The sequence below is a fragment of the Pseudomonas sp. IT-P253 genome (assembly GCF_949768125.1).
GTDB lineage: Bacteria > Pseudomonadota > Gammaproteobacteria > Pseudomonadales > Pseudomonadaceae > Aquipseudomonas.
The window spans coordinates 197,882-222,193 of sequence record NZ_CATKPT010000011.1; the positions used below are offsets into that span (position 1 = coordinate 197,882).

General features: G+C 56.9%; 25 protein-coding genes and 1 pseudogene. 12 read left to right on the forward strand and 14 right to left on the reverse strand.

Annotation, left to right across the window (positions count from 1 at the left end; genetic code table 11):
• The first annotated feature begins 3 nt into the window (after window positions 1-3).
• The 5 genes from modC to ACM6IR_RS06735 all read left to right on the forward strand — a co-directional run bounded on the left by modC (window position 4) and on the right by ACM6IR_RS06735 (window position 2,645).
• Window positions 4-1,083 carry a molybdenum ABC transporter ATP-binding protein gene (gene modC, locus ACM6IR_RS06715; protein ID WP_414906971.1) on the forward strand — a complete coding sequence of 360 codons (1,080 nt, stop codon included), beginning with the start codon at window positions 4-6 and terminating at the stop codon, window positions 1,081-1,083.
• A 161-nt stretch (window positions 1,084-1,244) separates the two neighbouring features.
• On the forward strand, window positions 1,245-1,466 hold the full coding sequence (locus ACM6IR_RS06720; RefSeq protein ID WP_414906972.1) for a hypothetical protein: 222 nt from the start codon (window positions 1,245-1,247) through the stop codon (window positions 1,464-1,466).
• Between the two features lie 128 nt (window positions 1,467-1,594).
• The gene (locus ACM6IR_RS06725) at window positions 1,595-1,825 is read left to right on the forward strand and encodes a hypothetical protein (RefSeq protein ID WP_010460746.1); all 231 of its coding nucleotides are present in this window, start codon (window positions 1,595-1,597) and stop codon (window positions 1,823-1,825) included.
• Between the two features lie 205 nt (window positions 1,826-2,030).
• Window positions 2,031-2,315, forward strand: coding sequence for a hypothetical protein (locus tag ACM6IR_RS06730; RefSeq protein ID WP_414906973.1), 285 nt, complete (start codon window positions 2,031-2,033; stop codon window positions 2,313-2,315).
• Between the two features lie 135 nt (window positions 2,316-2,450).
• Window positions 2,451-2,645 (forward strand): hypothetical protein, encoded by a 195-nt coding sequence (locus ACM6IR_RS06735; protein ID WP_414906974.1) that lies wholly within the window; start codon window positions 2,451-2,453, stop codon window positions 2,643-2,645.
• A gap of 178 nt (window positions 2,646-2,823) precedes the next feature.
• Here ACM6IR_RS06735 and ACM6IR_RS06740 read toward each other — a convergent pair whose 3' ends face one another.
• A complete protein-coding gene (locus ACM6IR_RS06740; protein ID WP_414906975.1) occupies window positions 2,824-3,027 on the reverse strand; it encodes a hypothetical protein in 204 nt (67 codons plus the stop codon).
• Between the two features lie 944 nt (window positions 3,028-3,971).
• A complete protein-coding gene (locus ACM6IR_RS06745) occupies window positions 3,972-4,172 on the reverse strand; it encodes a hypothetical protein (RefSeq protein ID WP_414906976.1) in 201 nt (66 codons plus the stop codon).
• A 202-nt stretch (window positions 4,173-4,374) separates the two neighbouring features.
• Here ACM6IR_RS06745 and ACM6IR_RS06750 point away from each other — a divergent pair, with 202 nt between their 5' ends.
• Window positions 4,375-4,710, forward strand: a complete 336-nt coding sequence (locus ACM6IR_RS06750; RefSeq protein WP_414906977.1) for a hypothetical protein — start codon at window positions 4,375-4,377, stop codon at window positions 4,708-4,710.
• Window positions 4,711-5,263: 553 nt separating this feature from the next.
• Window positions 5,264-5,599 (forward strand): c-type cytochrome, encoded by a 336-nt coding sequence (locus ACM6IR_RS06755; protein WP_414906978.1) that lies wholly within the window; start codon window positions 5,264-5,266, stop codon window positions 5,597-5,599.
• 238 nt (window positions 5,600-5,837) lie between these two features.
• On the opposite strand, the gene ACM6IR_RS06760 is transcribed toward ACM6IR_RS06755, so the two are convergent.
• The 5 genes from ACM6IR_RS06760 to ACM6IR_RS06780 all read right to left on the reverse strand — a co-directional run bounded on the left by ACM6IR_RS06760 (window position 5,838) and on the right by ACM6IR_RS06780 (window position 11,875).
• The gene (locus tag ACM6IR_RS06760; protein WP_414907297.1) at window positions 5,838-7,169 is read right to left on the reverse strand and encodes an MFS transporter; all 1,332 of its coding nucleotides are present in this window, start codon (window positions 7,167-7,169) and stop codon (window positions 5,838-5,840) included.
• A 46-nt stretch (window positions 7,170-7,215) separates the two neighbouring features.
• Window positions 7,216-8,061, reverse strand: coding sequence for an amidohydrolase family protein (locus ACM6IR_RS06765; protein ID WP_414906979.1), 846 nt, complete (start codon window positions 8,059-8,061; stop codon window positions 7,216-7,218).
• Window positions 8,062-8,089: 28 nt separating this feature from the next.
• A complete protein-coding gene (locus ACM6IR_RS06770; RefSeq protein WP_414906980.1) occupies window positions 8,090-9,373 on the reverse strand; it encodes an MFS transporter in 1,284 nt (427 codons plus the stop codon).
• A 137-nt stretch (window positions 9,374-9,510) separates the two neighbouring features.
• Window positions 9,511-10,242, reverse strand: coding sequence for a GntR family transcriptional regulator (locus ACM6IR_RS06775; protein ID WP_414906981.1), 732 nt, complete (start codon window positions 10,240-10,242; stop codon window positions 9,511-9,513).
• 202 nt (window positions 10,243-10,444) lie between these two features.
• Window positions 10,445-11,875 carry an aldehyde dehydrogenase family protein gene (locus tag ACM6IR_RS06780; protein ID WP_414906982.1) on the reverse strand — a complete coding sequence of 477 codons (1,431 nt, stop codon included), beginning with the start codon at window positions 11,873-11,875 and terminating at the stop codon, window positions 10,445-10,447.
• Window positions 11,876-11,999: 124 nt separating this feature from the next.
• Here ACM6IR_RS06780 and ACM6IR_RS06785 point away from each other — a divergent pair, with 124 nt between their 5' ends.
• Entirely contained in the window at window positions 12,000-12,902 is a 903-nt protein-coding gene (locus ACM6IR_RS06785; RefSeq protein WP_414906983.1) for a LysR family transcriptional regulator, read from the forward strand.
• A 152-nt stretch (window positions 12,903-13,054) separates the two neighbouring features.
• On the opposite strand, the pseudogene ACM6IR_RS06790 reads toward ACM6IR_RS06785, so the two are convergent.
• The 3 genes and pseudogenes from ACM6IR_RS06790 to ACM6IR_RS06800 all read right to left on the reverse strand — a co-directional run.
• A pseudogene (locus ACM6IR_RS06790) lies at window positions 13,055-13,519 on the reverse strand (alpha/beta hydrolase); the annotation flags it as partial.
• A 25-nt stretch (window positions 13,520-13,544) separates the two neighbouring features.
• On the reverse strand, window positions 13,545-13,832 hold the full coding sequence (locus ACM6IR_RS06795; protein WP_414906984.1) for a YciI family protein: 288 nt from the start codon (window positions 13,830-13,832) through the stop codon (window positions 13,545-13,547).
• Between the two features lie 246 nt (window positions 13,833-14,078).
• Window positions 14,079-15,029 (reverse strand): LysR family transcriptional regulator, encoded by a 951-nt coding sequence (locus tag ACM6IR_RS06800; RefSeq protein WP_414906985.1) that lies wholly within the window; start codon window positions 15,027-15,029, stop codon window positions 14,079-14,081.
• Between the two features lie 159 nt (window positions 15,030-15,188).
• Here ACM6IR_RS06800 and ACM6IR_RS06805 point away from each other — a divergent pair, with 159 nt between their 5' ends.
• The 3 genes from ACM6IR_RS06805 (at window position 15,189) to ACM6IR_RS06815 (ending at window position 17,662) form a co-directional block, all read left to right on the forward strand.
• Window positions 15,189-16,031 (forward strand): oxidoreductase, encoded by an 843-nt coding sequence (locus ACM6IR_RS06805; RefSeq protein ID WP_414906986.1) that lies wholly within the window; start codon window positions 15,189-15,191, stop codon window positions 16,029-16,031.
• A gap of 11 nt (window positions 16,032-16,042) precedes the next feature.
• Entirely contained in the window at window positions 16,043-16,963 is a 921-nt protein-coding gene (locus ACM6IR_RS06810) for a DMT family transporter (protein WP_414906987.1), read from the forward strand.
• Between the two features lie 225 nt (window positions 16,964-17,188).
• Entirely contained in the window at window positions 17,189-17,662 is a 474-nt protein-coding gene (locus ACM6IR_RS06815) for a hypothetical protein (RefSeq protein ID WP_414906988.1), read from the forward strand.
• A 739-nt stretch (window positions 17,663-18,401) separates the two neighbouring features.
• Here ACM6IR_RS06815 and ACM6IR_RS06820 read toward each other — a convergent pair.
• From ACM6IR_RS06820 to ACM6IR_RS06835, 4 genes are read right to left on the reverse strand one after another with little or no spacing between them, the layout of a single operon-like run.
• Window positions 18,402-20,774 carry a hypothetical protein gene (locus ACM6IR_RS06820; RefSeq protein WP_414906989.1) on the reverse strand — a complete coding sequence of 791 codons (2,373 nt, stop codon included), beginning with the start codon at window positions 20,772-20,774 and terminating at the stop codon, window positions 18,402-18,404.
• A gap of 51 nt (window positions 20,775-20,825) precedes the next feature.
• Entirely contained in the window at window positions 20,826-21,575 is a 750-nt protein-coding gene (locus ACM6IR_RS06825; protein ID WP_414906990.1) for an ABC transporter permease, read from the reverse strand.
• Between the two features lie 7 nt (window positions 21,576-21,582).
• Window positions 21,583-22,584: an ABC transporter substrate-binding protein gene (locus tag ACM6IR_RS06830; RefSeq protein WP_414906991.1), complete on the reverse strand. Its 1,002-nt coding sequence runs from the start codon at window positions 22,582-22,584 to the stop codon at window positions 21,583-21,585.
• Window positions 22,581-23,420: an ABC transporter ATP-binding protein gene (locus ACM6IR_RS06835; RefSeq protein ID WP_414906992.1), complete on the reverse strand. Its 840-nt coding sequence runs from the start codon at window positions 23,418-23,420 to the stop codon at window positions 22,581-22,583. The genes ACM6IR_RS06830 and ACM6IR_RS06835 overlap by 4 nt, the downstream gene beginning before the upstream one ends.
• Window positions 23,421-23,556: 136 nt before the next feature.
• Here ACM6IR_RS06835 and ACM6IR_RS06840 point away from each other — a divergent pair, with 136 nt between their 5' ends.
• Window positions 23,557-24,300 carry a GntR family transcriptional regulator gene (locus tag ACM6IR_RS06840; protein ID WP_414906993.1) on the forward strand — a complete coding sequence of 248 codons (744 nt, stop codon included), beginning with the start codon at window positions 23,557-23,559 and terminating at the stop codon, window positions 24,298-24,300.
• Window positions 24,301-24,312: the final 12 nt, after the last annotated feature.

Below are 24,312 nucleotides of genomic sequence, written 5' to 3' on the forward strand. Positions count from 1 at the left end.
TTAATGATTCGAACACAGCTGAAACTGCGTTATTCGGGATTCTCCCTGGAGGTGGATCTGCAACTGCCCGGCCGCGGCGTCACCGCACTGTACGGTCATTCGGGCTCGGGCAAGACCACCTGCCTGCGCTGTATCGCCGGCCTGGAAAGGGCTGATCAGGGCTTCATCCAGATCAACGATGAAGTCTGGCAGGACAGCGACAAAAAGATTTTCATACCGCCGCACAAACGCGCGCTGGGTTACGTTTTCCAGGAAGCCAGCCTGTTCCCTCATCTGTCGGTACTGGCCAACCTGGAGTTCGGCCTCAAGCGAATCCCGAAACAACAGCGCCGCGTCGATATGGCACATGCGACTCAATTGCTCGGTATCGGCCACTTGCTGGGTCGCCATCCGCAACACCTTTCGGGCGGTGAGCGTCAACGCGTCGGCATCGCCCGTGCCTTGCTCACCAGCCCGAAACTGTTGCTGTTGGACGAACCGCTGGCGGCATTGGACGCCCAACGCAAAAGCGAAATCCTGCCATACCTGCAACGACTGCATGATGAGCTGGACATCCCGGTGCTGTACGTCAGCCACTCACAGGATGAAGTCGCGCGACTGGCCGATCACCTCGTCCTGCTCAGCAATGGCAAGGCCCTGGCCAGCGGCCCGATTGGCGAAACCCTGGCGCGCCTTGATCTGCCCTTGGCGCTGGGCGACGACGCCGGCGTGGTGATCGAGGGACGCGTCAGTGCCTATGACACTGACTACCAATTGCTGACCCTGCAACTGCCCGGCACGCACCTGAACATTCGCGTCACTCATTCACCGATGACTGCGGGTCAGGCGCTGCGCTGCAAGGTTCAAGCGCGGGATGTCAGCCTGAGCCTGCAAAGCGTCGAGCACAGCAGCATCCTCAATCGCCTCCCAGTCACCGTGATCAGTGAAATGGGCGCGGACAACGACGCTCACGTGCTGATTCGCCTGGAGGCTGACGGCACACCGCTGCTGGCGCGGATCACTCGCTACTCCCGAGACCAAATGGGCGTGCACCCCGGCCAGCAACTCTGGGCGCAAATCAAGGGGGTGGCGGTGCTGGCGTAAATCCGCTGGCACGTCACAGTCACTGATTGCAGGCCAAGGACTACACGATGTACCTGGAGAAGATGCTCGAAAGGGCTGAACCGACGAACTGACCTGTCTGTTTTTTGCACGATTGCAAATGGCTTCTATAGTTGATCTGAACGAATCTGCTGCGGTGAGCCATGGAAGACATTTTTGTCGTGAAGCGTTGCAACAAGATCATCATCCACGGCCGCCGAGCCGGTGACGCCAGTCATCCGCCACCTGACGCCGCCGTTTGGTACCGCATCGCCGATACACGCACTTGCGGCTTTATCGGTGACGGCTTCGATCTTGAAGAAGACGCCCAAATAGAATGTCGACGGCTGAACGCAAGGTCAAACGTGAAGGCCCGGCAAGGCTGAGAAATCACCTGTCTTTTCCGGTCTATACTGAAAACAGCTGAAGGATCAGCGACCCCATCGGCAGAAAGCTCGCTCCCAGCGGGCTTTTTGTTGCAATTTGCCAGGTTTCTTGAACGGAGGTGTTTGTCATGTCCGAAAAAGAGTCCATCACCACCCTGCTCACCTTGCTTGACTCTCGCCAGGCTCGCTTGGCAGCGGCGTGCAAGGAAATCGCCGACTGGGTTGATCATCAAGGTGGACACCCGACTGCCCTGAGAATTCGTGATCGCCTGAACGACATCGAGAAGGACGCACCACTGATTCGCAATACGCTGTCTTCACTCAAACCTGTAGACCCGCCTCTGCCAAGGTTCAGATGATTCGATCCGGACACGCAACACGAGTACAGGGCCTGATTCAGGACGCATGAACGGCGACGTCCCGTCACCGAGTGCCTCCCTGCCTGATCGTCTCCTGAAACAACCCAACCCGGCTCCACGCTGGGCTTTTTTTTTGCCTGTTGCACACGCAACGAACGTCGCCGCCCGTAGGTCAAACGATCACATGTCATGAAGGAGACATCTGATGGTCACTCATTACAAAGTTGGCGGCCACCTGGCCTGCGGTCACAAAGGCAGCAAACTCACCTCAACCACCGAACTGACTCGCGTCAAATGCAGAAGCTGCCGAAACACCGACGCGTTCAAAGAGGCACGCCGCAACGACCGCAACGCGGCACGCCGAGCCGCACGCAAAGCCAAAGTCACCCACACCGCCAACGATTGGCGCGCAGCCTGGGTGCAGCGGCTGACGGCGATGCCCGGACTGCAAAGATTGCCTCGTGGATTTACCGGTCAACCATTCGTATAGCTGAGAGCTTCGGTGGCTCAATCGGGTGCGAAGAAGCCTGTTATTTGATGGCGGCTAACAGGTTCATCGACTAGGGTTTCTAACGCGTATAACAGCAGCGCCTTTGTTGGCTGGCGTCTAATCAGGAGGAGATCGATGGCACCCATTCGTACTGCCGAACAAACCTATCGCGCTTGGTCCAGCCCAATCTTGCTTGAGCTCAAGGAGAGGGAGCATCAACTGGACCCTGAAGCCCGGCAGGCGCTTCAAAATGTCCTGCTAGAGAGAAGGCTTGTCGATATCGGCAACCCTTCCGGAAAAGATCGACGCGGGGCTGATCCAGATCAATAGCCGCTGCCCCGCGAAAATGGCGTAGTGAAAGAATTAAGGGTTTGCATCAGCCGTCGCGTGCCAACCCTTATTCACCAGAGCCGAACGCCAGCGCAGCGTTGTTACTCCGTTGATAGAGGGATACGCAAGTATCGGCGCCACCAAAGGAATATTTACTTCACCCGATCCCGCGCAGCCATTACAAGTAGCCGATTACGGGTGCTGGGTGTTTGTCTTGAGCACCGGCGATGAGATGCAGTGGAACGTGTTGTTGCGTCTCGATGGATGGAACTTCAAAACCACCCACCCTTTGGGTTTGTCGCTCGGATAATTCGGTCGACTCTCCTGCCGATGCTTTAGCCATTTTCGCGTGATTCGCTGCGATTTCATTGAGAGTTGACACGTTGCATCCTCCGGTAACTGACCCAGCGCATCGCTGGCATTCTTAAGCCTGGTGTGATTGTTGCCGCGTCAGAATTACGTCGACCTGGCGCCGCCAAGGCCGTCCTCTGCAATCCTCAAGCCATGAATAGTCGTATATTTGGCGCACCATTTCATATGCGACGAATGGTGGTGCGCAGCAGCGTTGGTGCACTGGTTTCGCGCACCCTATGTCTGCCAAGCCGTCGCCGGAGTTTGGTAGCAAGATCGACGAAAAATTTTTGGCGCACCAAAATAGAGCTATTCGCCTGCGTCAGACAGCCAGCACTCAACAACTCGCCAACAGTTACTACTTAAGAGAAACTTGTTATTAGTTGTAATTTTCACACTACCCACACACCAGATCGAAACGCCTTCACTGCAAACTTTATTGCATTTTTATCGTACTTTTAATACGCAACACACATTACATCATCGGTAATAGTCCAGCTTCCGCCCCATCACCATCGAGCTTGTTTCGCTGCCGCTCAGCGGCTTGGCGGCGGCGCAGCAGCGTGGGCGTCGGTTGCAGCTTAGTGGCCGGAAGAGAGCAACCAGCCATGAACAATACAATAACAACTGGAGTAATTAATTTATTTCACCACCTTCACCTTTTATAGCAAAGCCCTACAGGAAACATTAGCTCTAATCCTGGGCAAATCCAAAAACCAACAATATATTTTTTTACTATAAGACCAATAGCGCCCGCGGGATTCAGCGTGCAGCCATCCAAACTATATAAAACCGTTACACTCAGTAGACGGTTTTACGCTACCGCGGCCCGGGTCGTACTCGCCGACGGTTATTGCACCGCTGGTCATGGGCTGGCCGAACGCTGTGATCATCTCCAGGCGATCACGGCCATTTCGTCGCAGGAGGCCATGTGGCTCCACATGTGAAAAGCCCAGCGCGATGGCTGGGCTTTGTTTATCTTCTATGTTCCATCATCTTGTCAGCGAGTACTGTAGCCCTTTCGACCAACAGATTTTGCCTGTCCTCGTGACTCGAATTTGGGCCTCCGATAACCGGTGCCGTCAGATTGCTTTCCGCAATCAATGCAGCACAAAAGTATCGATCCCAGACGGCTCTATTCTCAGCGGCCTGAGTGCTCACTTGGTCGGATTGCATATGCGGCTCCTATTGATGAGGTAGCGCCGTTATTTTACGCCGAACAGCGAACAAGCCTCGAGGCTGCAGATAGTCGGCAAGCTGCTGTTTTGCTGTCAGCGCCATAGGGGATCCTTGAAATTTTGGTGCCTCGCGTTGGCAGCTATTGAAATAGTGGCTGATTGCCGGTATTGGTGAGCCAAGTGAAATCAGGGTAAGGCCTATGAAATACAAGAAAGCGGAAATCATGGCTTATGCAGTGAATGGCGATGTGGTTCGACTACCCAGCGTTCCATTTCACTTCAGCCCGGGCGGACGATCGCTTCACAGGGGGGCCGATATCACTGGCGGGATTGTGCAGCGAGCCGGATGGCTTGGCCTGCAAACGGTAGGGTTTGAAGGCTGGCAATCTATCCATAGTATTGAGCTGTCCTATCCGGACGGGACCGACTGTAACCATTTGTTCGAGGTGAACCGACATTTTGACGCTCCAGTCCAGGACGGTGATTGGCTTTGGTTTCCCGCTATGCCGCTGGTAGCGACGATCTATAAAGAGTAACGAGATCCCCCAGCAGACGAATTGCGTTTTGGTCTCGGCGGACTGTTTATCGGATTTTCAAGGCACTCACTTGATCTAGTGGCCAGTAGCCGCTATCCCTTAAGTTCACTGAAGCATTATCGCTAGAGGGGAAAAACATGATTTCGAGATTCGTCGTTGTCCCCGCGGTACCGAAGGAAACCGGTTCAACGCGCAACGGATCACGCCTCTACTGCACGACCGACTCTGTCGAATTCAACATTTATGACAATGACGATAAGTGCAGGCTGCAAGGCTGCTATCCAAACCGAATAGAGGCTAATGCAGAATGTGAACGGCTCAACGCCGAGCCCCCTCAAAGCGGGCTTACTGAACACTCCTGCGTCAAGTGAACCATGATCTGCACCGGTAAGCCGTTCATTAGGATTTTTGGCATAGAAGACCGGCCCCGCGCCGGGCTTTTAATTATCTGCAGTCCTCTCGCCCCCTCGTCATGCGCCTGCTGCTACGCTCTCACTCACGCAGCGTTCGCCAAAGCAGCCCGCGTCGCTGCCGGGGCGCCAAGGAGCCAACAATGAAATGCGCATTTCTTGCAATCATGACCCTACTCTCTTGCTCATCGACCATGGCATCAACTCCCGATGGAGAAGCACTTTTTCAAGATAATTGCAGTGCCTGCCATGGGCCTCGAGGCATGGGAGGATCAGCACCCAAGCTGGCCGGAGATGCCAGTGAGTGGAAAGCAAAAGTATTTGAGCGAGCCGTGCTTAGCGGTATCGACGATCATGGGAAGCCTTTGAAAGCGCCCATGCCGCATTGGGCTGGCACCGGTTTCAGATCTGACAACGGTGCAATTCCAAGCAAACTTGAAATTGATGCAATACAGAAATACCTGCATCAACAAAAATAGTTTATTGGCTTCGACCGGATGCTTTTTCGTTTCAATGACATGCTTTTCACGAAGTTCTCACAGAATGCAGCGCAAATTGAGCAGACAAAAGGATTTGACCCCATGCAGAGGGCCCGCCGTGCGCGGGCTTTTTGTTGCCCGCCAGAAAGGCGCAAGCTCCTCCACCCTTTCCAGATGATGCGCAATTTGCGTGCAACGAGGAGGCTCGCCGATTTCGAGCCTCATCAGAAGGAATGGATCAGCTGTTGACCGTAGCGATTTGCTTCTCACGATCATTCTGTTTGCCAATCAGAAACACCAATAGCGAACCTATCGCGGTCAATGCGCAGAGCGGCATCAGTGCAATTGGAAAACTCCCGGTCTGATCACGCAGCACACCGATCACCGAACTCATGGCGCCCGTACCCAAGTGGGCAAAGGTATTGATCGCTGCAATCCCTGTGGCCAAAGTCGCCAGCGGCAGGGATTCGGAGCAAAGTGCCCAGAACGGCCCCTTGATCGCATAGTTACCCATCAATACGAGCGTCAGCAGTACCAGCGTAATGGTCAGGGAGTCCGTGAACAGCGTGGCAGCGAAGCTCACCGCAGTAATGGCTAGCGGTATAGCAGTGTTCTTGATCCGCTCCCCGCTCTTGTCTGCACGCAGTCCCCAGAAAATCATGAAAGCTGCGGCCATGCCGAACGGAATCATGTTCAGCAGACCCGTTTGCATATTGGTCAGATGGAAGGACTTCAGGATCTGCGGCATCCACAGCGACAGCGTGTTGCTGGTTGCCGAACTGCCCATGTAGATAATCGAAAGCACCCATACATATTTGTTGGTGAACACGGCCTTGAAGGTGCCGCTTATGCTGTGAGCGTGCTGAGGAGTACCACTTTCGCGCGCGGCCTTATCGTTAGTCAGTTGCTCGCCTAGCCAATCCTGTTCCTGCTGAGTCAACCATTTCGCTTCGCTTGGCCGACTGGGCAACACTTTCAGCGCGAGCAATCCCAGAGTGATGGCGGGAATTGCTTCAAGCATAAGCAACCACTGCCATCCCTTGAATCCTGCCAGACCGTCTAATTGCAACAGCAGTGCCGACACCGGTGAGCCGAGAAAGTTGGAGAGTGGTATCGCCACCATGAATAGCGCAACTATTCGGGCCATGTACGCTTTGGGGATGCATTGCGTGAGGTAAAGAATGACTCCGGGAAAGAAGCCGGCTTCGGCGGCACCCAAGAGAAATCGGGAAATCGAGTAGGATATCGGCCCGACCGCAAATGCCGAACAGAAACCGACGATGCCCCAGGTGATCATGATGCGCGCGATCCATCGGCGAGCACCGAAACGCTCCATGGCCATGTTACTGGGCATTTCGCAAAGTACATAAGCGACGAAAAACAGCGTGGCACCGAATCCGAAGGCGCTGGCCGTCAGGCCGATGTCCTGGTTCATGGTCAGTGCAGCGAAGCCGATATTGACTCGGTCAATGTAGGCGATGAAATAACAGAGTACGAGAAAGGGTATCAGGCGAATCCCTAACTTGCGCATGGTCGATTTTTCAATTTCAGTATTGGATCGCTTGTTCATGGAAACCGCTCTCTTGTAGTTGTAATAGGCCGCTCGTGGGTGAGTTTCAGCATTCGCGTTTTGCAAAACCGAATAGCTTTCGAGGTGCTTGCACGAGCAGCGAATGGCTAAGCTGCATCGAACACTCCAGGGCTTGCCGCTGATCGATTACTGTGCCGAAACCGATGTTTTCCTCATGCTGCGTGTGTGGCCAGTCGCTGCCCCATACAAGCTGGTGAAGGCCGAAACTTTGCTCCAACAGCGGTAATGCCGATCGGGCGAAATTGATGTTTTGTTGCGGCGTACCGCCCAATCGATAAATTCCCGATACCTTCATCCAGATCGACCCTCTCGATCCCAATTCCAGTAGCTCGCAAAACCCTGGCTGATCAACTCCCAAACGGGCATCCGGCCGCCCAAAGTGGTCAATAGCCAGCTTCAAACCGAACGGCGTCAATTGGCGGATCAGTGCCGGCAGATCCTTTACCTCCCGATGCAATTCGACATGCCAGTCAAGATCAGCGATGTGGCTGAAAAATCCTCTCCAGGCGCGATTGCGAAAATCAGGTAACGCCTTGCCCATCAGGTTCAAGCGAACGCCGACCACGCCGATGTGAGCCATGTCATTCAACATGGCACGACTAACGCCTGGCTCTAGCACGACCACTCCTCGCAACTGCTCCGGCACTTGCCTCAGTGCCGCCAGCAGGTAACTATTGTCGACGCCCAGAAAGCTCGGCTGCACCAATACGCCATGACTCAAACCATGGGCACCCAGGTGATTCAGATACTCCGCAAGCGTGGCATCGTAGTCAGGGGCGTAGCGCCGTGTAGCGGCCAGCTTCAGCCCCCGACTAAAGACATGAGCGTGGGAATCGATGCCAGTGATCGATGTTGAACAGGTATCAGGCATGGGTTTTATCTATCGCAAGTAATGATCATCACGCTCGAGCGCTCTCGCTGCCTTGCACCGAGACGGATGGGATCGCAGCTTCGAGACTACGACCACGTGTTTCCGGCAGGCAAAGGGCGGCGATAACTGCCACGCCGTAAGCGATCCCGGCGTCGATGCCAATGGCCGAGCCCAGTGACATGGAATCACTCATATGGCCGACCAGAAACGGGAATACCGCTGAGAGCACTCGGCCGAAGTTGTAGCAAAACCCCACGCCGGCGCCGCGCACGTCCGCCGGGTACAGCTCGTTGAACAGCGCGCCTAGGCTGGCGGGAATGCCCGCCGCGAAGAAGCCGAGCGGAAAACCGAGGAATAGCATTTGGGTATTGGTCAGGGGCAGGAACACGTAGCACTGCACGGTAACGACGCAGCACAGGGCGAACAGCACGATATTTTTGCGGCGGCCAATTCGGTCGATCAAGAATCCGCTGACGACGCAGCCACACCAGAAGGCAAAGATGATCACGGCAAGGTAGCCGCCAGAGTTCAGCACCGACAGGTTGCGTTCGGTCTTGAGGAATGTCGGCAACCACGTCATCACGGCGTGGTACCCGCCGTGTGCGCCCAGGCCCAACAGCCCGCCGAACAGTGTCACGCGGATCAGTTCAGGACGGAAAATACCGGCCAAGGATTTGAAAAAACTTTGCGGGACGGTTTGTTCTTTTTGCAGACGCTGAAAGCTGTCGGGCTCCTCGACATTGCGCCGTACCCAGATGATCAGGAGCGACGGCAACAAGCCAACGATGAACATCACACGCCAGGCCATGTCTTGCGGTACGAAAGAATAAATCAACGCAAAAACCCCGACCGCCACGCCCCATCCTACGGCCCAGGCACTTTGTACGGTGCCCATCACTTTGCCGCGGTATTTCGGGTTGATGGTTTCGGCCATCAGTACCGCGCCGGCGGCCCACTCACCGCCAATGCCGAAGCCTTGCAGCGCCTTGACTATCAGCAACTGCTGGAACCCGGTGACGAAGGCGGACAGAAAGGTGAAGCAGGAGAACCACAAAATCATCCACTGCAACGTACGCACCCGGCCGTAGCGGTCGGACAACGTCCCCCCTACCCAACCGCCGATAGCCGAAGTGACTAGTGTGACGCCGCTAATCAGCCCGGCATCGCCCTTGGTCATGGCGAAGGCAGCAATTAATGCCGGAATTGCCAGGCCGAACATTTGTACTTCCAGTGCATCCAGCGACCATCCACCGAAGCAGGCCCAAAACGTTTTGCGCTCCCGAGGAGTGACTTGGCGATACCAGCTGAACATGATTTCTTATCCTTATAAGTGGAACATGAGGCAGCCGAGAGCGAACCGCGCCGCTACGAGGCCAGTCATGGCAAACAAAACGATGAGTTCGTCAGCGATCGATTCGTCGGTGAGCGATCCGCTATTCAGGCAATGCGCTAGCGAATGTCCACGCTGTAACGGAAATGCTCGGCATGCCCACGGGAGCGCCGCCACTCCAGAGGCGTACCGGCGTAGTCACGCGCCAGACGCTCGATCACCACCACTGGACTGTTGATCGGTACGTTCAATAAACGCGCATGCACGTCATTTACAGACTCGGCGGTGAGTGTTTCTTGGGCAGAGGCGACGACCTGACCGCAGACCTCTTCGTAAATCGGATAAAGCAAGGGCCCTTTTCGATTCAGGTCGATCTCTAGTAGCGGCTGAAACCGGCTGCGAGGCAGCCATATTTCTTCGGCAAGTACCGGCTGAACATCCAGAAGACGAACGCGGACAATGCGAATAACCGGCGCGTCGATTGGCAGCCCTAATGCATGGGCCACCGCTGAGGGTGCGGCCACCGGTTCAATAGACAGGATGCGACTCTCCGGGACCTGGCGTTCTCCCGCAGCGGTCTGGAAGCGGAAGAATCGGAAAAGCGAAGATTGAAACCGGGGCCGACGAACGAAGGTGCCTCGACCTTGCTGACGCTCCAGAACGCCCTCACTGACCAGCGCGTCGACCGCTTTGCGCACAGTGCCAGTGGACAGATTGTACTCTGCTGATAACGCAGCTTCAGTGGGAATGGCCTCCCCCGGACGCCAGCGATTGTTAGCAATCTGTTCAGCCAACTGATCACGCAGGCGTTGATAAAGCGGTAGCCGGGCATCACTGGACAGGGAATTCATCGACTTTATTCACCTTGTTATTTAGTCATATATATGAATATTGAGGCGAGTATTCTCCTGATGCATTTTTCTGTCAATAAGGGTTACCGAACCTGGCGGACGAACGGTGGGGCGAGGGTTGCCTGTGGAATCAGCGGGCGGAGCGCGAATTACCTAAATCAGCGACATCCATCCAGTGCTCCCTGACAGGCACCCGACCCGGTCATTTAAACGGGTCACACGAGACCAATGTCTTCGGCTCCAGATACGCGCTCATCCCCCACCTGCCCATTTCGCGCCCAAGGCCTGAATGCTTGAATCCACCGAAGGGGGCTCGCGGTTCGTGGGCCAGGGTGTTGATGAGCACACGTCCCGAATCGATCTGACGGGCGATATTCACACAACGTTCGGGGCTCTTTCCCAGCACCAGGGCGCTCAGCCCATAGTCCGTATCGTTGGCAATGCTGATCGCATCAGCGTCATCCTCGTAGGGGATGATCGTCAGCACGGGGCCGAAGATTTCCTCACGCGCGATGCACATCCGGTTGTTGGCATCAGTGAAGATCGTGGGCTTCACGAACCATCCGGCGTGCAAGCCTTCCGGGCGACCTTCGCCACCTGCCAGCAACCTCGCGCCTTCGTCCTGGCCGATACGGATGTAGCGCTGCACCCGTTCCCATTGTTTCTGGCTCACCATCGGGCCGATGTCGGTATCGGCGTTGCGCGGATCGCCCGATTGAATCTGTGAGACGCCCTCCTTCGCCACCCTCTCGAACTCTGCCAACCGTCTGCGCGGCACAAGGATGCGAGTGCCCGCGATGCAAGCCTGGCCGCTGTTGAGAAATCCGGCTTGCAGCACCAACGGCATGACCGCCTGGAAATCCGCATCGTCGAGCACCACGGTGGGCGACTTGCCGCCGAGTTCGAGCGTCACGCGCTTCATGGTGTCGGCACCGGTTCTTACCAGGTGCTGACCGACAGCGGACGAACCCGTGAACGAGATCTTGGCGACGTCGGGATGGCGGGCGATTTCCTCGCCAACCACATCGCCCCGTCCGTTGACGATATTGAATACACCCGGTGGCAGCCCCGCTTCGTGCAACGCCCTGATCACGACCTGCGTCTGCAACGCGCTCATCTCGCTGGGTTTGATAACGGCGGTGCAGCCTGCCGCCAGCGCGGTGGCCAACTTGTTGCAGATGAAGCCCGCATTGCTGTTCCAGGGCGTGATCAGACCGGTAACGCCCACGGGCGTCAGAATGACCCTGGCCATGCCGACCTGCTCCTCGAAATCGAACGTCTCCAGTGCGTCGATCGCTTGCGCAATTACATCCGCCGGATAAGTCGCCATCCAGCGCCCGCGAACCGCAGGCGCGCCGTATTCCACGAGGATGGCTTCCAGCAGCTCTTCCTCCCTTGCCGCCACGGCCCGGTGCATGCGTTGCAGCGCCGCAATGCGCTCCTCCCGACGGGTACGAGACCAGGCCGGGAACGCAGCCTTGGCGGCCGCGATGGCACGCTGTGCGTCCAGTGCATCGCCCAGTCGAACCTGACCGATGACTTCCTCGGTGCTCGGGTTATGAAGATCGAACCATTCCTGACCGTGTGGAATGACGAACTCGCCGTTGATGTAGATGTGTTCAATGCGCTGCATGGCAACTCCTCGTTCAAAATGACTCGCCTGAATCGAGCCTCGGTGAAGCGAAGTCTAAGAAGGGTTCATTGTTCCGATAAGCTATCCTTTGGCGTATGAAGCATCCGCATTTTCAGGACAGTCCATGCACAGAACAGGAATGACCGAGCTGGAAGTGGTTCTGGCCGTTGCGCGCCGCAGCAGTTTTCGTGGCGCGGCACAGGAATTGGGCATGTCCACCACCGCCGTGAGCAGCGCGGTGGCCGGCCTGGAAGCGCGCCTGAAGGTGCGCCTGTTCAATCGCTCCACGCGTAGCGTTGCCCTTACCGACATCGGGCAACACTATGTGGAGCGCATTGCCCCTGCACTGGCGCAGATCAAAAGTGCCGACGAAGAGGCCCGCGTCGGCCCCGACGAACCCAGTGGCACACTGCGCATCAATGCACCGCATGGCGCGGCCTACCTGCTGCTGGAACCGCTGTTCAAGCTGTACGCTCAGCGCTATCCCGAGGTGTGCATCGACATCGTCAGCGAATCAAGCATGGTCGACATCGTCGCCGGGGGCTTCGACGCCGGGATTCGCCTGGCAGAGTCCGTACCGCAAGACATGATTGCCGTGGTGCTGTCAGGTGACATCCGGATGCTCGTGGTGGCAACGCCCGAGTATCTCGAACGCCATGGCGTGCCCGAGCACCCGCGAGACCTGCTCACCCACCAGAGCATCGGCATGCGCATGGCCCACGGTGGCCTCTACCATTGGGAACTGGAGCGCGACGGCCAGAAGTTGCAGATGGATCTGCCGGTACGCTTCGCGTTCAACGAGTTGCTGGCCATCAAACAGGCCGTGTTGTTGGGCCTTGGCATCGGTTTCATTTCCGAGTGGTTCATCCAGGAAGAACTGGCAAGCGGCGCCCTGGTGCCGGTGCTGATGCCGTGGTGCCCGTCGTTTGGCGGGTTGAGGCTTTATTACTCGGGTCATCGCTTCGTGCCGGCGCGATTGCGCGCACTGATTGATCTGGTGCACGAGTTGCGGCCCAATCTGGTTTGATTCGGGCGACGAGTCGGCACGTGATGGCGCTTACGCGCAACGCGCCAGGCCTGGCGCACTACGAAAAAGCCCGACTCAATGATCGGGCTTTTCATGGGCGGTGGTCTGTAATTACCAGTTCATGACGTTCATCTCTTGGCAATAAATCGTGGTTACTTCAAATGTACCTTGAGCTCTTGCGAAGCCTGCAACATCGCAGACCGCACTTCAGGTACCTGGCTGACTACGTTCAGCAGACCAAAGTCGTGAATCATGCCGTTGTAGCGAACCGCAGTGACCGGAACACCCGCCTGATCCAGCTTGCGAGCGTAGGCTTCACCTTCGTCACGCAGTACGTCGGCACTGGTGGTTTGTACCAGCGCGGGCGGCAGCCCCTTCAATTGATCCAGTGATGCACGCAGCGGAGAGGCATAGATCTCGGCGCGTTGCTTCGGATCGGTGGTGTAGTTGTCCCAGAACCACTGCATCATGTTGCGGGTGAGGAAATGACCCTCGGCAAACTGGCTGTAGGACCCAGTATCGAAAGTAACATCGGTCACCGGCCACAGCAGCACTTGGTATTTGATCGCTGGAGTGCCTTTATCCTTGGCCATCAGGCTGACGACGGCCGCCATGTTGTGTTGGTAATCAAAAACCCAGCCGTCACTTAATATCGGTCAATGCCGGATGGAATTTGGTAGGTGTAAACTCCGTTACGTTGTAACTGGCAATCTCATATTTGAAGAACGGATCCTGTGTCAGCAGCACCTCCAGCTCGCCCCGCGTAACAATACCGCTCACCAGGATCAGGCCACCGTCACGAGGCGTTTTGGGCCCTGACGCCAAAAACACGTTGCTTGCATAATGCTCATCCAGGAATTGACGGTGGGCTTCGATGTGTTTTTCAACATCTGGAAGTGGTTTCAGGTAGGTCAAGTTAACGATAAACATGCTGAAATCCTTGAGTAAGTAAACGGTTATCTAACTGGAACAAGATTATTGCGATTGAGTTAAGTTACTACGCTTCCCGGCAATTCAATAGCTATACATCAGTGCTCAGCCTTTAACACTTTGGTGCCCAGCAACCTATACATTGGTTCAATACAGACCCGGCACCTACACGAGAAGCTCAATTATTGCTGGCGCGGACGACATAAAAAACAAATAACGCTTAACATAAAAACAACATTGAGCCTGTCATAACACCTTCGGCGGCGGGACCACGAACAACACACTCTTCTGCGACGGGATCGACCAGTCGGTACACCGCAGAAAATCGATCAGCGCTCGTAACTTGCGGGTGACACGTCGCCGATCCGGGTAATAGAGGGTGTACCCAGGCAATCCGAAACTCCAATCCTCTAACAGCCTGACCAGGCTGCCATTGTTTATGAATGGATCGATGTAGCCGTTGATCATATAGGCAATGCCGAGCCCGTCGAGAGCCGACTGCACCAGCGCGGCTGAATCATTAAGAATCAGTCGACCCGCCAGCACCAGTTGGATTTGCTCGTCACTCCTCTCAAATTCCCAACGCTCCACGATCCCGCTACTGGAATGCCTGAATCCAATGCAATTGTGGTCGATTAACTCGCGGGGGTGAGTAGGTGTACCGTGCCGCGCGAGATAGTCAGGAGATGCCACGACGTTGACAAACAGTTCAGGACCAATCTTGACCGCCACCATGTCGTGTTCGACGAACTCGCCGAAACGTATGCCGGCGTCGTAGCCCAGTCGCACAATGTCGACCAAGGCGTTTTCCAGCGTGATTTCCAGATCGATCTGCGGATACGCGTCGAGAAAATTCGCCAGAATGGGTTGCAACGTTGTCATGTAAGCGGCCCGGGGAACATTCAGCCGCAGTAACCCTGAAGGTTCACCGATGCTGTCGTTCAGCTCGTCGGCGGCGGTCAACAGCTCACGTACCGCGGGCTCGACTCGCTCGAGATACCGGGCGCCCGCTTCACTCAGGCTCACGCTGCGCGTCGTGCGATTGAACAGCGCAACCCCCAGCCGCTGCTCCAATCCGCGAATGACCTGGCTCACCGCCGAAGGGCTGACGCCCAAGCGCGACGCAGCCGCTGAAAAGCTAGAGAGTTGGGCCACGTAGACAAAGGTGACCAGGCCATCGAGTTGATCCTGACGCATGACGCTCGCCCACCTTCACTGCTGCCCAATAAATAGTGCCTTCTTTATAGCATTCACCTTTATGAAGATGGGCTTCATAGCCTTGCAAGGATTATGGGGATTGTTTGTACCGCTACGCCACGCGTAGAAGTGATGCCACTTAACTATCGGATGCAGAAAATGACTCAGTCCTCACAGAAAACCTGGTTTATTACTGGCGTCAGCTCAGGCTTTGGCCAGGCTCTTGCGCACGCCCTGCTCGAAGGAGGCCAACGGGTCGTTGGCACACTGCGAAACGAAACAGCTCGCGCTGCATTTGACCAGCTCAAGCCCGGCTACTCCTTCGGCCGCCTGTTGGATGTAACAGATTATGAAGCCATCGATGGCGTCGTTGCCGACATTGAACGCAGCGTCGGAGCGATAGATGTATTGGTCAATAACGCCGGCTACGGGCACGAAGGGCTTGTCGAGGAGTCGTCCCTCGAGGAGTTGCGCCAACAGTTTGAAGTCAACGTCTTTGGTGCCGTTGCGGTGATCAAGGCGGTACTGCCGTTCATGCGCAAGCGCCGCAGCGGCAACATTCTTAACGTCACATCCATGGGCGGTATCACGACGTTCCCGGGACTGGGTTATTACCACGGTAGCAAGTTTGCCCTGGAAGGTATTTCCGAAGCACTGGGCAAGGAGGTCAAACCGTTTGGCATCTTCGTGACCGCCATCGAACCCGGCGCCTTTCGAACCGACTGGGCCGGTCGCTCCATGGTCCGCGCGCCACGCAGCATTGCTGACTACAACGAACTCTTCGACGTAATACGTGAAACACGAGCCAAACACAGTGGGCAGCAGATCGGTGCCCCTGCCAAAGCCGCCGCCGCGATGATAGCCGTCGTCGACTCGGCAACGCCCCCCGTCCATCTGTTGCTCGGTAGCGATGCAGTCAGATTTGTCACCGCCAAGCTGGATCTTCATCTAGCGGAAATCCAGCAGTGGGAGGCATTGTCGCTCAGCACTGACTTCAATTGAGGCGTCAAGTCATGTCCGTTGCCATTGTTGACCGTTTTACTCCATCGAACACGTCAACGCACAAGTTTGGGTTGATGTGCGGTTTGTTCGCCGCGCTGGTCTGGGGGGCCTTTCTGGCCGTCTCCCGGGCCGGTATCACGTCAGGCTTAACGGCCACCGACTTGACCTTTCTGCGTTTCACCACAGCAGGCCTGCTAATGCTGCCTTGGTACTTGCGTCATTCGCCCCTGACCCTCGCCGGTGTCGGCCTGCGCCGTGGACTTATACTCGCGGCATTGGCGGGTCCACCTTTTGTGATGATTGGTGCCAGCGGTTATGCGTTCGCGCCCCTCGCCCACGGCGCCGTTCTGCAGCCTGGCGCGTTGACATTGATGAGCTTTGTACTGGCTTCATGGTTGTTAAACGAACGCAGCAAGCGGCGCCAACTGGTTGGATTGGCCATTGTGGTCGCCGGGTTATCGGTGATCGCTGGTCCCGACCTTCTGACAGGCGGATCCCAGGCACCGATAGGAGATATGCTGTTCATTTTGGCAGGATCGATGTGGGCGTTGTTTTCGGTGCTGGCAAGGCGTTGGCATGTTGCTCCGGTCGCGGCAACCGCCGTCGTTTCGGTGCTATCGGCTCTGCTGTATTCTCCGTTCTATCTACTGACTCAGGGCCTGGCATTCATGGGCAAGGTCAGCCCGGCCATGCTGATTGAGCAAGTGGTGGTCCAGGGTGTGTTGTCCGGGGTGCTAGCCCTGTTCGCATACTCAATCGCAGTCCGTACTTTGGGTGCCGCGAGATCAGCGATCTTCCCGGCGTTGGCGCCTGCCGCCGCAATCCTCATCGGCATCCCCCTGGTTGGCGAAATACCGACCGCGCTGCAATGGCTGGGACTTGCAATAGTGTCTACTGGATTGGTCATTGCGGTGACTAGCAGGACAGAATGAAGCCTTCGGAAAGTCCGAATAACTTACTGCAAGTGCGCGGTAAGTTGACAGACCCATGAAGTTGGCACCTCGGCTTAGGTCTGCGTGTTATACGGAAATTCGCCCAATCCCCATCAGCTGTTTTCGCGCCCCGCTGTTGGCCCTGTCAAACCTTCAGCGCCAAGACCAGGCCGGGGTCCATGGCGTACTATAATTTGGTGTAGGGGGACCGTCGGAGGTGACGCTATGCGTATCTTCAAGCTGCTCCTGGTCGCGGGGCTTCTGGCAAGCAGCCTCTCTCTTGAGGCAATCAGCAGTGGCGGCTTCGGTCAAAATCCTCACCCGGCCGTTCTGGTCAGTGGGCAGCCACAGCAATGCGGGCAATCCCACCATTTCCACAGGGGCTCGCTTCATATGGAAAACCGGCATTTCGTGTCAATGAACAACCGGCATTTCGTACCGATGAACAACCGGCATTTCGTACCAATGAACAGCCAGCATTTCGTACCGATGAACAACCAGCATTTCGTACCGATGGACAACCGGCATTTCGCACCAATTGATAACCGGCACTTCATACCGATCCACCGGATGAACAGCTTCGAGGTGATCAGAGGGCCCGGGGTCAGCGATCAGCCCTTCGGTTCCAGGCACGTTCACTTTGTGCGCCAGTTCGATCCGCGGACGGGGCAGTTTCTGATTCGGGAATTTGCCCGGTGAAGAATACCGCTCCAGAGAACTGAGCAGGCACAACTCACACCATCCGTTCCTGGCGTAACACCTCACTTCTCAGCAATCAGTCAACAAGTCCCGACTGATCGGAAATGGCCGGACTGAATCCTGCATTCAATGATACGGGTGCGGCGGCCATTGGTACGGGGGGTAACTCATGAGTAGCCCGACCCGAAACGACAAGGGCCTGCATAGCTGCAAGCCCTTGTGTCTAACAGACACCGTATAGACACGAAAACCATCCACCCAACAAAAAAGGCCCACGCCGCTAAGCGTAAGCCTTTGAGATATATGGTGCCGAAGCCGGAATCGAACCATTCTCTTTGTCGCTGAAAATAAAGGAAATTTTTAAGTTCGAAAATTTCTCTACCTCTATGTGTACCCTCATTGGGCTTCCAATGATACGACTGGAACACAGTGGGGCACCGCGTAGACGAAAACATCCCGGGTTTTTTTTCGTTCCTCCTGGAATTCAGTCAAACTCCATAAGAGCAATATTTGGAGCGGGAAACGAAAATCGCATCTGGCGTCCGACCCGGTTCTACCCGTAGCCAATCGAACTAACAATCAGCAAGCTGGCGGTGGCAATTGCGCAGGCTCAACAGAAGATGAGTCCCCAGCGAAAAGACGTCCCAACGTCCCAACCTCCCCACTCACCAGTCAACTCACAACCGACGAATATCGGCCACCGCAGCATCCAACGACGGTATTTTCCTCGACTACGAGCTTAGGCAAGCGTCAGGAACAACGCCGACGTCCAGACACGTGACTGATCCCGCTGGCGCGCACAGATGAACAACGGATGCTCCCGACCCGGTTGCAGATTGAGTTGCGCCAGTTCGATCTTCCCTTGCAGCTCGCGAGGCAGCGGTGCGGCGGTGATCCTTTCCAGGGAGACTTTCAGCTCAGCGCCCGGCAACTCTTCGATCACTTGGGATTGCGCCAGCAGTTCTTCACCAGACAGCTCCATCAGCACAGTCGGCGCGTGTACGTAGGGTTGCGGTTCAGACGGGTCGCCAACCTTGATGTAATTGTCGATACGGCTTTGGATCTGCAATGTCGCGCCGGCCAATTGCGACAGGTCGATTTCGATACTGTCGGTGTCGCCGTTGGTGTCGGTGCGAAAGGCCAGGACCGTTGCATCCTTGCGCCAGACCGTTTGCTCGGGGTGATCCAGACCCAAGGCGCGAAAGCCATTGATCACCGCCCCGGTCACGCGAATTTCGCCGGTCCAGTAGGCGCCGCGATAGCGGTCCTTGATCCGCGCGCCACCGAGGCGCAGACGAATGCGCTGAGCGGAAAAGCCTAATTCCTGGTGCAGGTTGCGCGACCAGATCAGCTTGTCGCCATCGAACAGATCAACCTGCTCCCAGCCCGCCTCCCCCAGCAGTCGATAATCCAGCGCGGCATTCGAATCGGCGCTGAAGACTTCCCCCATAAAGTGCTGGCCCTGGCGCAGGCTGGCGAATGAACGTTCACAGGTGGTGGCAAAGGTGCGACGGGCGCGAAGTGCCTTGCCGACACTGGCGCGGTCGAACGCCTCAGCGACCACACCGGTCAGTCCGCCGCGCGAGCCGAACACCGCCGTGGCCGGCACCCCGCCGCCGCAACGGCCCTGATGCTCATCGCTGTTGGCTGCGGCACCGACCCGATAACCGCGCTGAAGCGCCTCGGCGTAGACCCAATGGAATTGCCCCCAGGCCGAGCCGACTTCGATCAACCGTTCCAGCTCCGGGTGATGCCAGTCGAGGTTGCAACGGCGCCCACCGACATGGGGCATCATCAGGTGGCCTTCGGGATCCTTGGCATACGCGGCATACAACTCGTCCACCGGCCAGGCGCCTGGCTTGATGGTGCCGGCGGTGAACTCATTCCACTCAAAAGAGCGCACCAGCCGCCCTTGATTGTCGAAAGGAAACTCGGGCTTTCGATCGTGCAGGAACACCACATTGCGGTCGCCACCGGCACAGGAGTTACCGCACCATTCGGTGCCGGGATAACACACAAAACGGCCCGGCTCGTTGAGTTCGTGAATCAGATTGACCGCCTGATCCCAGCGTTGCTCGATGATATTGAAATCATTGGCGGTGTAACCGAGGACATCGAGGCCGGCGACATCGCGGCCGTAGCTGAGGTTGTACAACGTGTCGTTGGTGCCCACGGTGTCATCCGAGTGCACATGCAGGTCCGCGTAGAGCGGACGCAATGTCGTTCCTGTCGGGTCGACGCTGACGAAAGCCTGGGCGCCACGGACGAAAGGCCCCTCCACTTGCGCCGACAATCGCCACTCGCCTACCGCACCGAGATCAAAACCTTCGAGCCGGGCTGTGGCCCAACCTTCAGCTGCCAAAGTGAAGGGTTGTTGCCGCTCGCCCCCTTCAGGATCAACGAGGGTCAGGACCCCCTTGAGCGGCAAGTTGCGGCAGGTGTTGCCCCAGGCGTCATCCACCCTGAGCAGAACGTCGAACGCCTCACCGGCGCTGACCAGTCGAGGAACAATCAACTGCACGCTCTGCGCCGCTCCCGGCACGATGTTCAGCAAGGGATCGCCCGGCACTTCGGCAAATTTCGAGCTGCCCAACGGGTCGATGAACATCCGGAAACGGAAGTCCTTCTCAACGAAACTCTGTACCCGTGTCCCCGCGCCGCCCTGACGACGATCGCCCAGGCGCATGGTGATTTTGTCCCCGGGATTCAGGTAACCATCGACGATGTCGATGATGATCGCTTTCTGAAACGGCCGCTCATGGCCCTTCTGGTCGAAGCGCACTTTCAAGTGTTGCACCGTGGCCTGGCTCTGACCGGGAACCAGCTCGCCGGGCTGATATTCGGCGCTGACGTAGTTGGGCCCGGCAGGGTTCGAGGTCTGGAACAAGGCCCAGTCAGAGTAGAACTTGAAGGCCAGTTTCAACCAGGCGCCGTCGGCCAGACCACTTCCACCCACCTCGTAGACCAACGTGATTTCATCCCACTGACCGGCAATCAGCGTGTCACGGTCACAGTGGATGCTGCCCAGAAACGGTCGTTTCTTGTTGCGTTCGTAGAGGCCTTGCGGGGCAATGTAATGCCCGGCTTCGCGGGGATCGAAAACGTTACTCACATGACACCTCGTGCAGTGGTCCACTGAAGGTTTGAAGACACATGGCGATGCTTACTGCACGCGCCATTTCTGGTAGTGACGCTCGATGCGCCGGAACACGAAACTCTCCATCAGCCACGCAATCAGGCCGATCAGCACGATGCCGAGCAACACCTGACTGCTGTTACCGATCTGTCCGCCCGTGGACACCATCCAGCCAATGCCTTGGGACGCACCGATCATTTCCGCCGCGACCAATGCCCGCCAGCCCTGGCTGAAACCGATGCGTAAGGCCGCCGTCACGAAAGGTAATGACGCCGGCAAATAGACATGTGCCAGCAATTGCCAGACATTGGTGCCCAAGGTTCGTGCGGCGCGAACTTCGCCACCGCGAATGCTCTGCACGCCCTCCTGGATCGTCACCGTCATGGGGAACACCGCCGCGATGAAAATCACCAGCACAATCGAGACGTAGCCCAAGCCGAAAATGATCATGATCAGCGGCGCCCAGGCGATCGGCGGGATCGCCATGAACAGACTATTGAGCGGCGAGATGAAATCGCGAAAGCGCGACGACAGGCCACCGGCCGTGCCCAGCACAATCGCGACAATCACCGCCGAACAGAAACCGCCTATCTCCTCAAAAATGCTGGCCCTGAGGTGCTGCCACAGCGAACTATCGCCCAGCCAGCGCAGCGCTTCGCGCGCCACATCCCATGGCTGCGGCAGGATGTAAGTGGGAAAGCGGCTGGCCAGGGCGATCCATATCAACAACAGAAATGGCAGCGAAGCCCATCCCCAATTCGGTTTTGGCAAGGACATGACTGACTCAGCGCGAGGCTTTTTCCAGGTAGGAGGTATCCACGATCTGCTCGGTCTTGAGCGTGGTGTCGATAAAGCCGAGGTCGTGGGAGTAATTCATCAAGCGTTGGATGAATTGAATGTCCGTAGCCTGCAAGTCCGCCGACCAACCCAGTCGGGTCCGCGCCTGGGCGACGATGGTTTCTGGCGCGATGGTCTTGCCGTCAGCGCCTTGCACCGCTTCAAGCTTGAACGCCTCGGCGATGATGCGATTCGACTCGTCGGGGTGTTCGTTGAGAAAGGCAATGGCCTTTCGGTGTGCACGCAGCAACTTCACCACGTCGTCCGGGCGTTCCTGCAAGGTTTTGGGCAGCGCGATCACCACGTACCAAGGGTATTGAGGCAATGCCTGGTTGACGTCAAACAGAATCCGGCTCGACCCGCGCAGCAACGACTGGCTGACAAAGGGCTCCCAGGAAAACGCCGCATCGACCATGCCGCGCTCCAGCGCCGCGTTCATGTTGCCGGGCGGCATGTCGATGATGTCCAGGTCCTTGTCCGGATTGAGCCCGGCCTTTTCTTTGAGCACATAACCGCGCAGCAGCACATCCATGCCGCTGCCTTTCTTGACCCCGGCCAGCCGTTTGCCCTTTAGTTGATCCAGGCTGGTAACCGGGCTCTTGGCGTCGACAATCACCGCGGCTTGTCCATAATTGACCTTGGCCAGAATCCGGCTTTGCAGGCCTCGGGAAAACCATTGGTACACCGGCGGCGTGCCGACATAGGCCACGTCCAGTTCACCGGCAGCCAACGCCTGCTGGATGACCGGGCCATCGCCCAATGCCTTGAGATCGACATTCAAGCCTTGCTCACGGTAATAACCCTGTTTGTCGGCGATCAACGCCGGGGCATTGGCCATGGCAAACACGTACCCCACATGCAGGGGTTTCTCCTCGATAGCCATGACCAACGGGCTGCTTGCCAGTGCGGCAACAGACAATGAAAGGGCAAGCAGCGAACGTTTGATCATGCGGTTAACTCGGGTTGTCGGGTGGTATGGGGAGTGGCTGCGGACACTTCCATGACATGGGAAATGCGCTCCATCAGCTGATTGCGGTAATCGAGAAAGGCCGGCAAGCGGCGGGTGTTCAGGTTGGAGCGAGGGCGCGGCAGATTGATCTTCAGCTCACTATGGATACCGCCCGGAGCGATGTTGAGCACGATCACCCTATCTGCCAGAAACACCGCTTCATCGATGTCGTGGGTAATGAACAACACCGTCTGACCCAGCTCGGCCCAGATACGCAAGGTTTCTTCATTCATGCTGTTGCGGCTGATGGCATCCAGCGCGGCGAAGGGTTCATCCATCAGCAGCACGCTGGGCTCAAGGGCCAGAGTCCTGGCCAGGGAAATGCGTTGCAGCATTCCACCCGAGAGCTGATGCGGCAATCGATGGGCCGCATCCTCCAGACCGACCAGGCGCAGGTACTGCAGCGCTTGGGCACGCTGCTGCGATTCGCTGAGTTGCGCCGTCATCCGCAAACCAAAGCGGACGTTTTCCAGCGCGCTCAACCAGGGAAACAACTGCGGCGCCTGAAACACATAACCCAGCTCAGAACGCTCCGGCTTCACCGCTGTCTGGTTGATGCTGATCTGACCGCTCTGGGGTTGCTGAAAACCGGATAACAAGTTCAACAACGTGGTTTTCCCGCATCCCGACGGCCCCAGAATCGCAACGAATTCGCCAGGCCGGGCGTTCAGGCTGAAAGCAGAAAACACCCGATGCCCGTTGGGGTAGCTGAAGCTGATGTCATCGACCGTCAGCGCGTCGGCTTGCTGCTGCAGGTAGGCAGTGGTTTTGAGCATGGCAAGTGTCGTCAGGTCGTTTACAATGGGAATGCCTGACATAATACGTATTAATACAGGCTATCCCAATAACCTATTTTTATAACCTTAGAAGTGAGGGCGCACCGCCCCACTCCAAGGACCATGGAAACCGACCGTGTCCACGTCCATTCTTCGCGACAGCAGCACCTCGCTTTACGAACAGATTGCCCATCGATTGCTGGAAGAGATTCAGCGCGGCGACTTTGAACCCACCGGCAAACTGCCGTCAGAAGCTGAACTGGGCGAGCGCTTTGGGGTAAGCCGCGTCACGGTGCGCCTGGCGGTGGGCAAGCTCAGCGATGACGGCGTGGTGGAGCGCAAGCAAGGCAAAGGCACCTTCGTGGCGGCCAAGCAGGTTCGCCACGGCCTGGATGCATTGCGCAGCTTTCACGAAGCCTTGTTGCTGCAAGGGCTAAAACCGAGCATGCGGGTCATCAGCCATGCACTGCAGCCAGTCCCGGAAGCCTTGCGTGGATTGTTTGAAGCAGCGGACGATTGCCTGTTGCTGGAGCGACTGCACTTTGTCGATGACGAACCCATCGCACTCGGGCGCAGCTATTTGCCGGCGGAGTTGGCCAGCGTGGTGTGGACTGATGTCGAGCACCAACCGATCTACTCCATTCTGGAGTCGATCACCGGCATGGCGGTCACCCGTGCCGATCTGGCGATCCGCGCGCAAGAAGCGGACAAAAGCCTGGCCAGTGCCTTGCACATCAAACGCGGCGCGGCGCTGTTGGTCATGGAACGCACATCGTACTTCGCTGACGGCCAATGCTGTGACCGCACGACGTTTTTCATCCGACCTGAACGCTACGCCTTCGTCCTCAGCGGTGTGTTCAAATCCACAAGCGGCCGTTAGAACGACCGTTTG

What these genes read in the sequence shown, in the direction of transcription:
- modC (WP_414906971.1), top strand. Translation starts at nt 4, where the DNA reads ATGATTCGAACACAGCTGAAACTGCGTTATTCGGGATTCTCCCTGGAG.
- ACM6IR_RS06720 (WP_414906972.1), top strand. Translation starts at nt 1,245, where the DNA reads ATGGAAGACATTTTTGTCGTGAAGCGTTGCAACAAGATCATCATCCAC.
- ACM6IR_RS06725 (WP_010460746.1), top strand. Translation starts at nt 1,595, where the DNA reads ATGTCCGAAAAAGAGTCCATCACCACCCTGCTCACCTTGCTTGACTCT.
- ACM6IR_RS06730 (WP_414906973.1), top strand. Translation starts at nt 2,031, where the DNA reads ATGGTCACTCATTACAAAGTTGGCGGCCACCTGGCCTGCGGTCACAAA.
- ACM6IR_RS06735 (WP_414906974.1), top strand. Translation starts at nt 2,451, where the DNA reads ATGGCACCCATTCGTACTGCCGAACAAACCTATCGCGCTTGGTCCAGC.
- ACM6IR_RS06745 (WP_414906976.1), bottom strand. Translation starts at nt 4,172, where the DNA reads ATGCAATCCGACCAAGTGAGCACTCAGGCCGCTGAGAATAGAGCCGTC.
- ACM6IR_RS06750 (WP_414906977.1), top strand. Translation starts at nt 4,375, where the DNA reads ATGAAATACAAGAAAGCGGAAATCATGGCTTATGCAGTGAATGGCGAT.
- ACM6IR_RS06755 (WP_414906978.1), top strand. Translation starts at nt 5,264, where the DNA reads ATGAAATGCGCATTTCTTGCAATCATGACCCTACTCTCTTGCTCATCG.
- ACM6IR_RS06760 (WP_414907297.1), bottom strand. Translation starts at nt 7,169, where the DNA reads ATGAACAAGCGATCCAATACTGAAATTGAAAAATCGACCATGCGCAAG.
- ACM6IR_RS06765 (WP_414906979.1), bottom strand. Translation starts at nt 8,061, where the DNA reads ATGCCTGATACCTGTTCAACATCGATCACTGGCATCGATTCCCACGCT.
- ACM6IR_RS06770 (WP_414906980.1), bottom strand. Translation starts at nt 9,373, where the DNA reads ATGTTCAGCTGGTATCGCCAAGTCACTCCTCGGGAGCGCAAAACGTTT.
- ACM6IR_RS06775 (WP_414906981.1), bottom strand. Translation starts at nt 10,242, where the DNA reads ATGAATTCCCTGTCCAGTGATGCCCGGCTACCGCTTTATCAACGCCTG.
- ACM6IR_RS06780 (WP_414906982.1), bottom strand. Translation starts at nt 11,875, where the DNA reads ATGCAGCGCATTGAACACATCTACATCAACGGCGAGTTCGTCATTCCA.
- ACM6IR_RS06785 (WP_414906983.1), top strand. Translation starts at nt 12,000, where the DNA reads ATGCACAGAACAGGAATGACCGAGCTGGAAGTGGTTCTGGCCGTTGCG.
- ACM6IR_RS06795 (WP_414906984.1), bottom strand. Translation starts at nt 13,832, where the DNA reads ATGTTTATCGTTAACTTGACCTACCTGAAACCACTTCCAGATGTTGAA.
- ACM6IR_RS06800 (WP_414906985.1), bottom strand. Translation starts at nt 15,029, where the DNA reads ATGCGTCAGGATCAACTCGATGGCCTGGTCACCTTTGTCTACGTGGCC.
- ACM6IR_RS06805 (WP_414906986.1), top strand. Translation starts at nt 15,189, where the DNA reads ATGACTCAGTCCTCACAGAAAACCTGGTTTATTACTGGCGTCAGCTCA.
- ACM6IR_RS06810 (WP_414906987.1), top strand. Translation starts at nt 16,043, where the DNA reads ATGTCCGTTGCCATTGTTGACCGTTTTACTCCATCGAACACGTCAACG.
- ACM6IR_RS06815 (WP_414906988.1), top strand. Translation starts at nt 17,189, where the DNA reads ATGCGTATCTTCAAGCTGCTCCTGGTCGCGGGGCTTCTGGCAAGCAGC.
- ACM6IR_RS06825 (WP_414906990.1), bottom strand. Translation starts at nt 21,575, where the DNA reads ATGTCCTTGCCAAAACCGAATTGGGGATGGGCTTCGCTGCCATTTCTG.
- ACM6IR_RS06830 (WP_414906991.1), bottom strand. Translation starts at nt 22,584, where the DNA reads ATGATCAAACGTTCGCTGCTTGCCCTTTCATTGTCTGTTGCCGCACTG.
- ACM6IR_RS06835 (WP_414906992.1), bottom strand. Translation starts at nt 23,420, where the DNA reads ATGCTCAAAACCACTGCCTACCTGCAGCAGCAAGCCGACGCGCTGACG.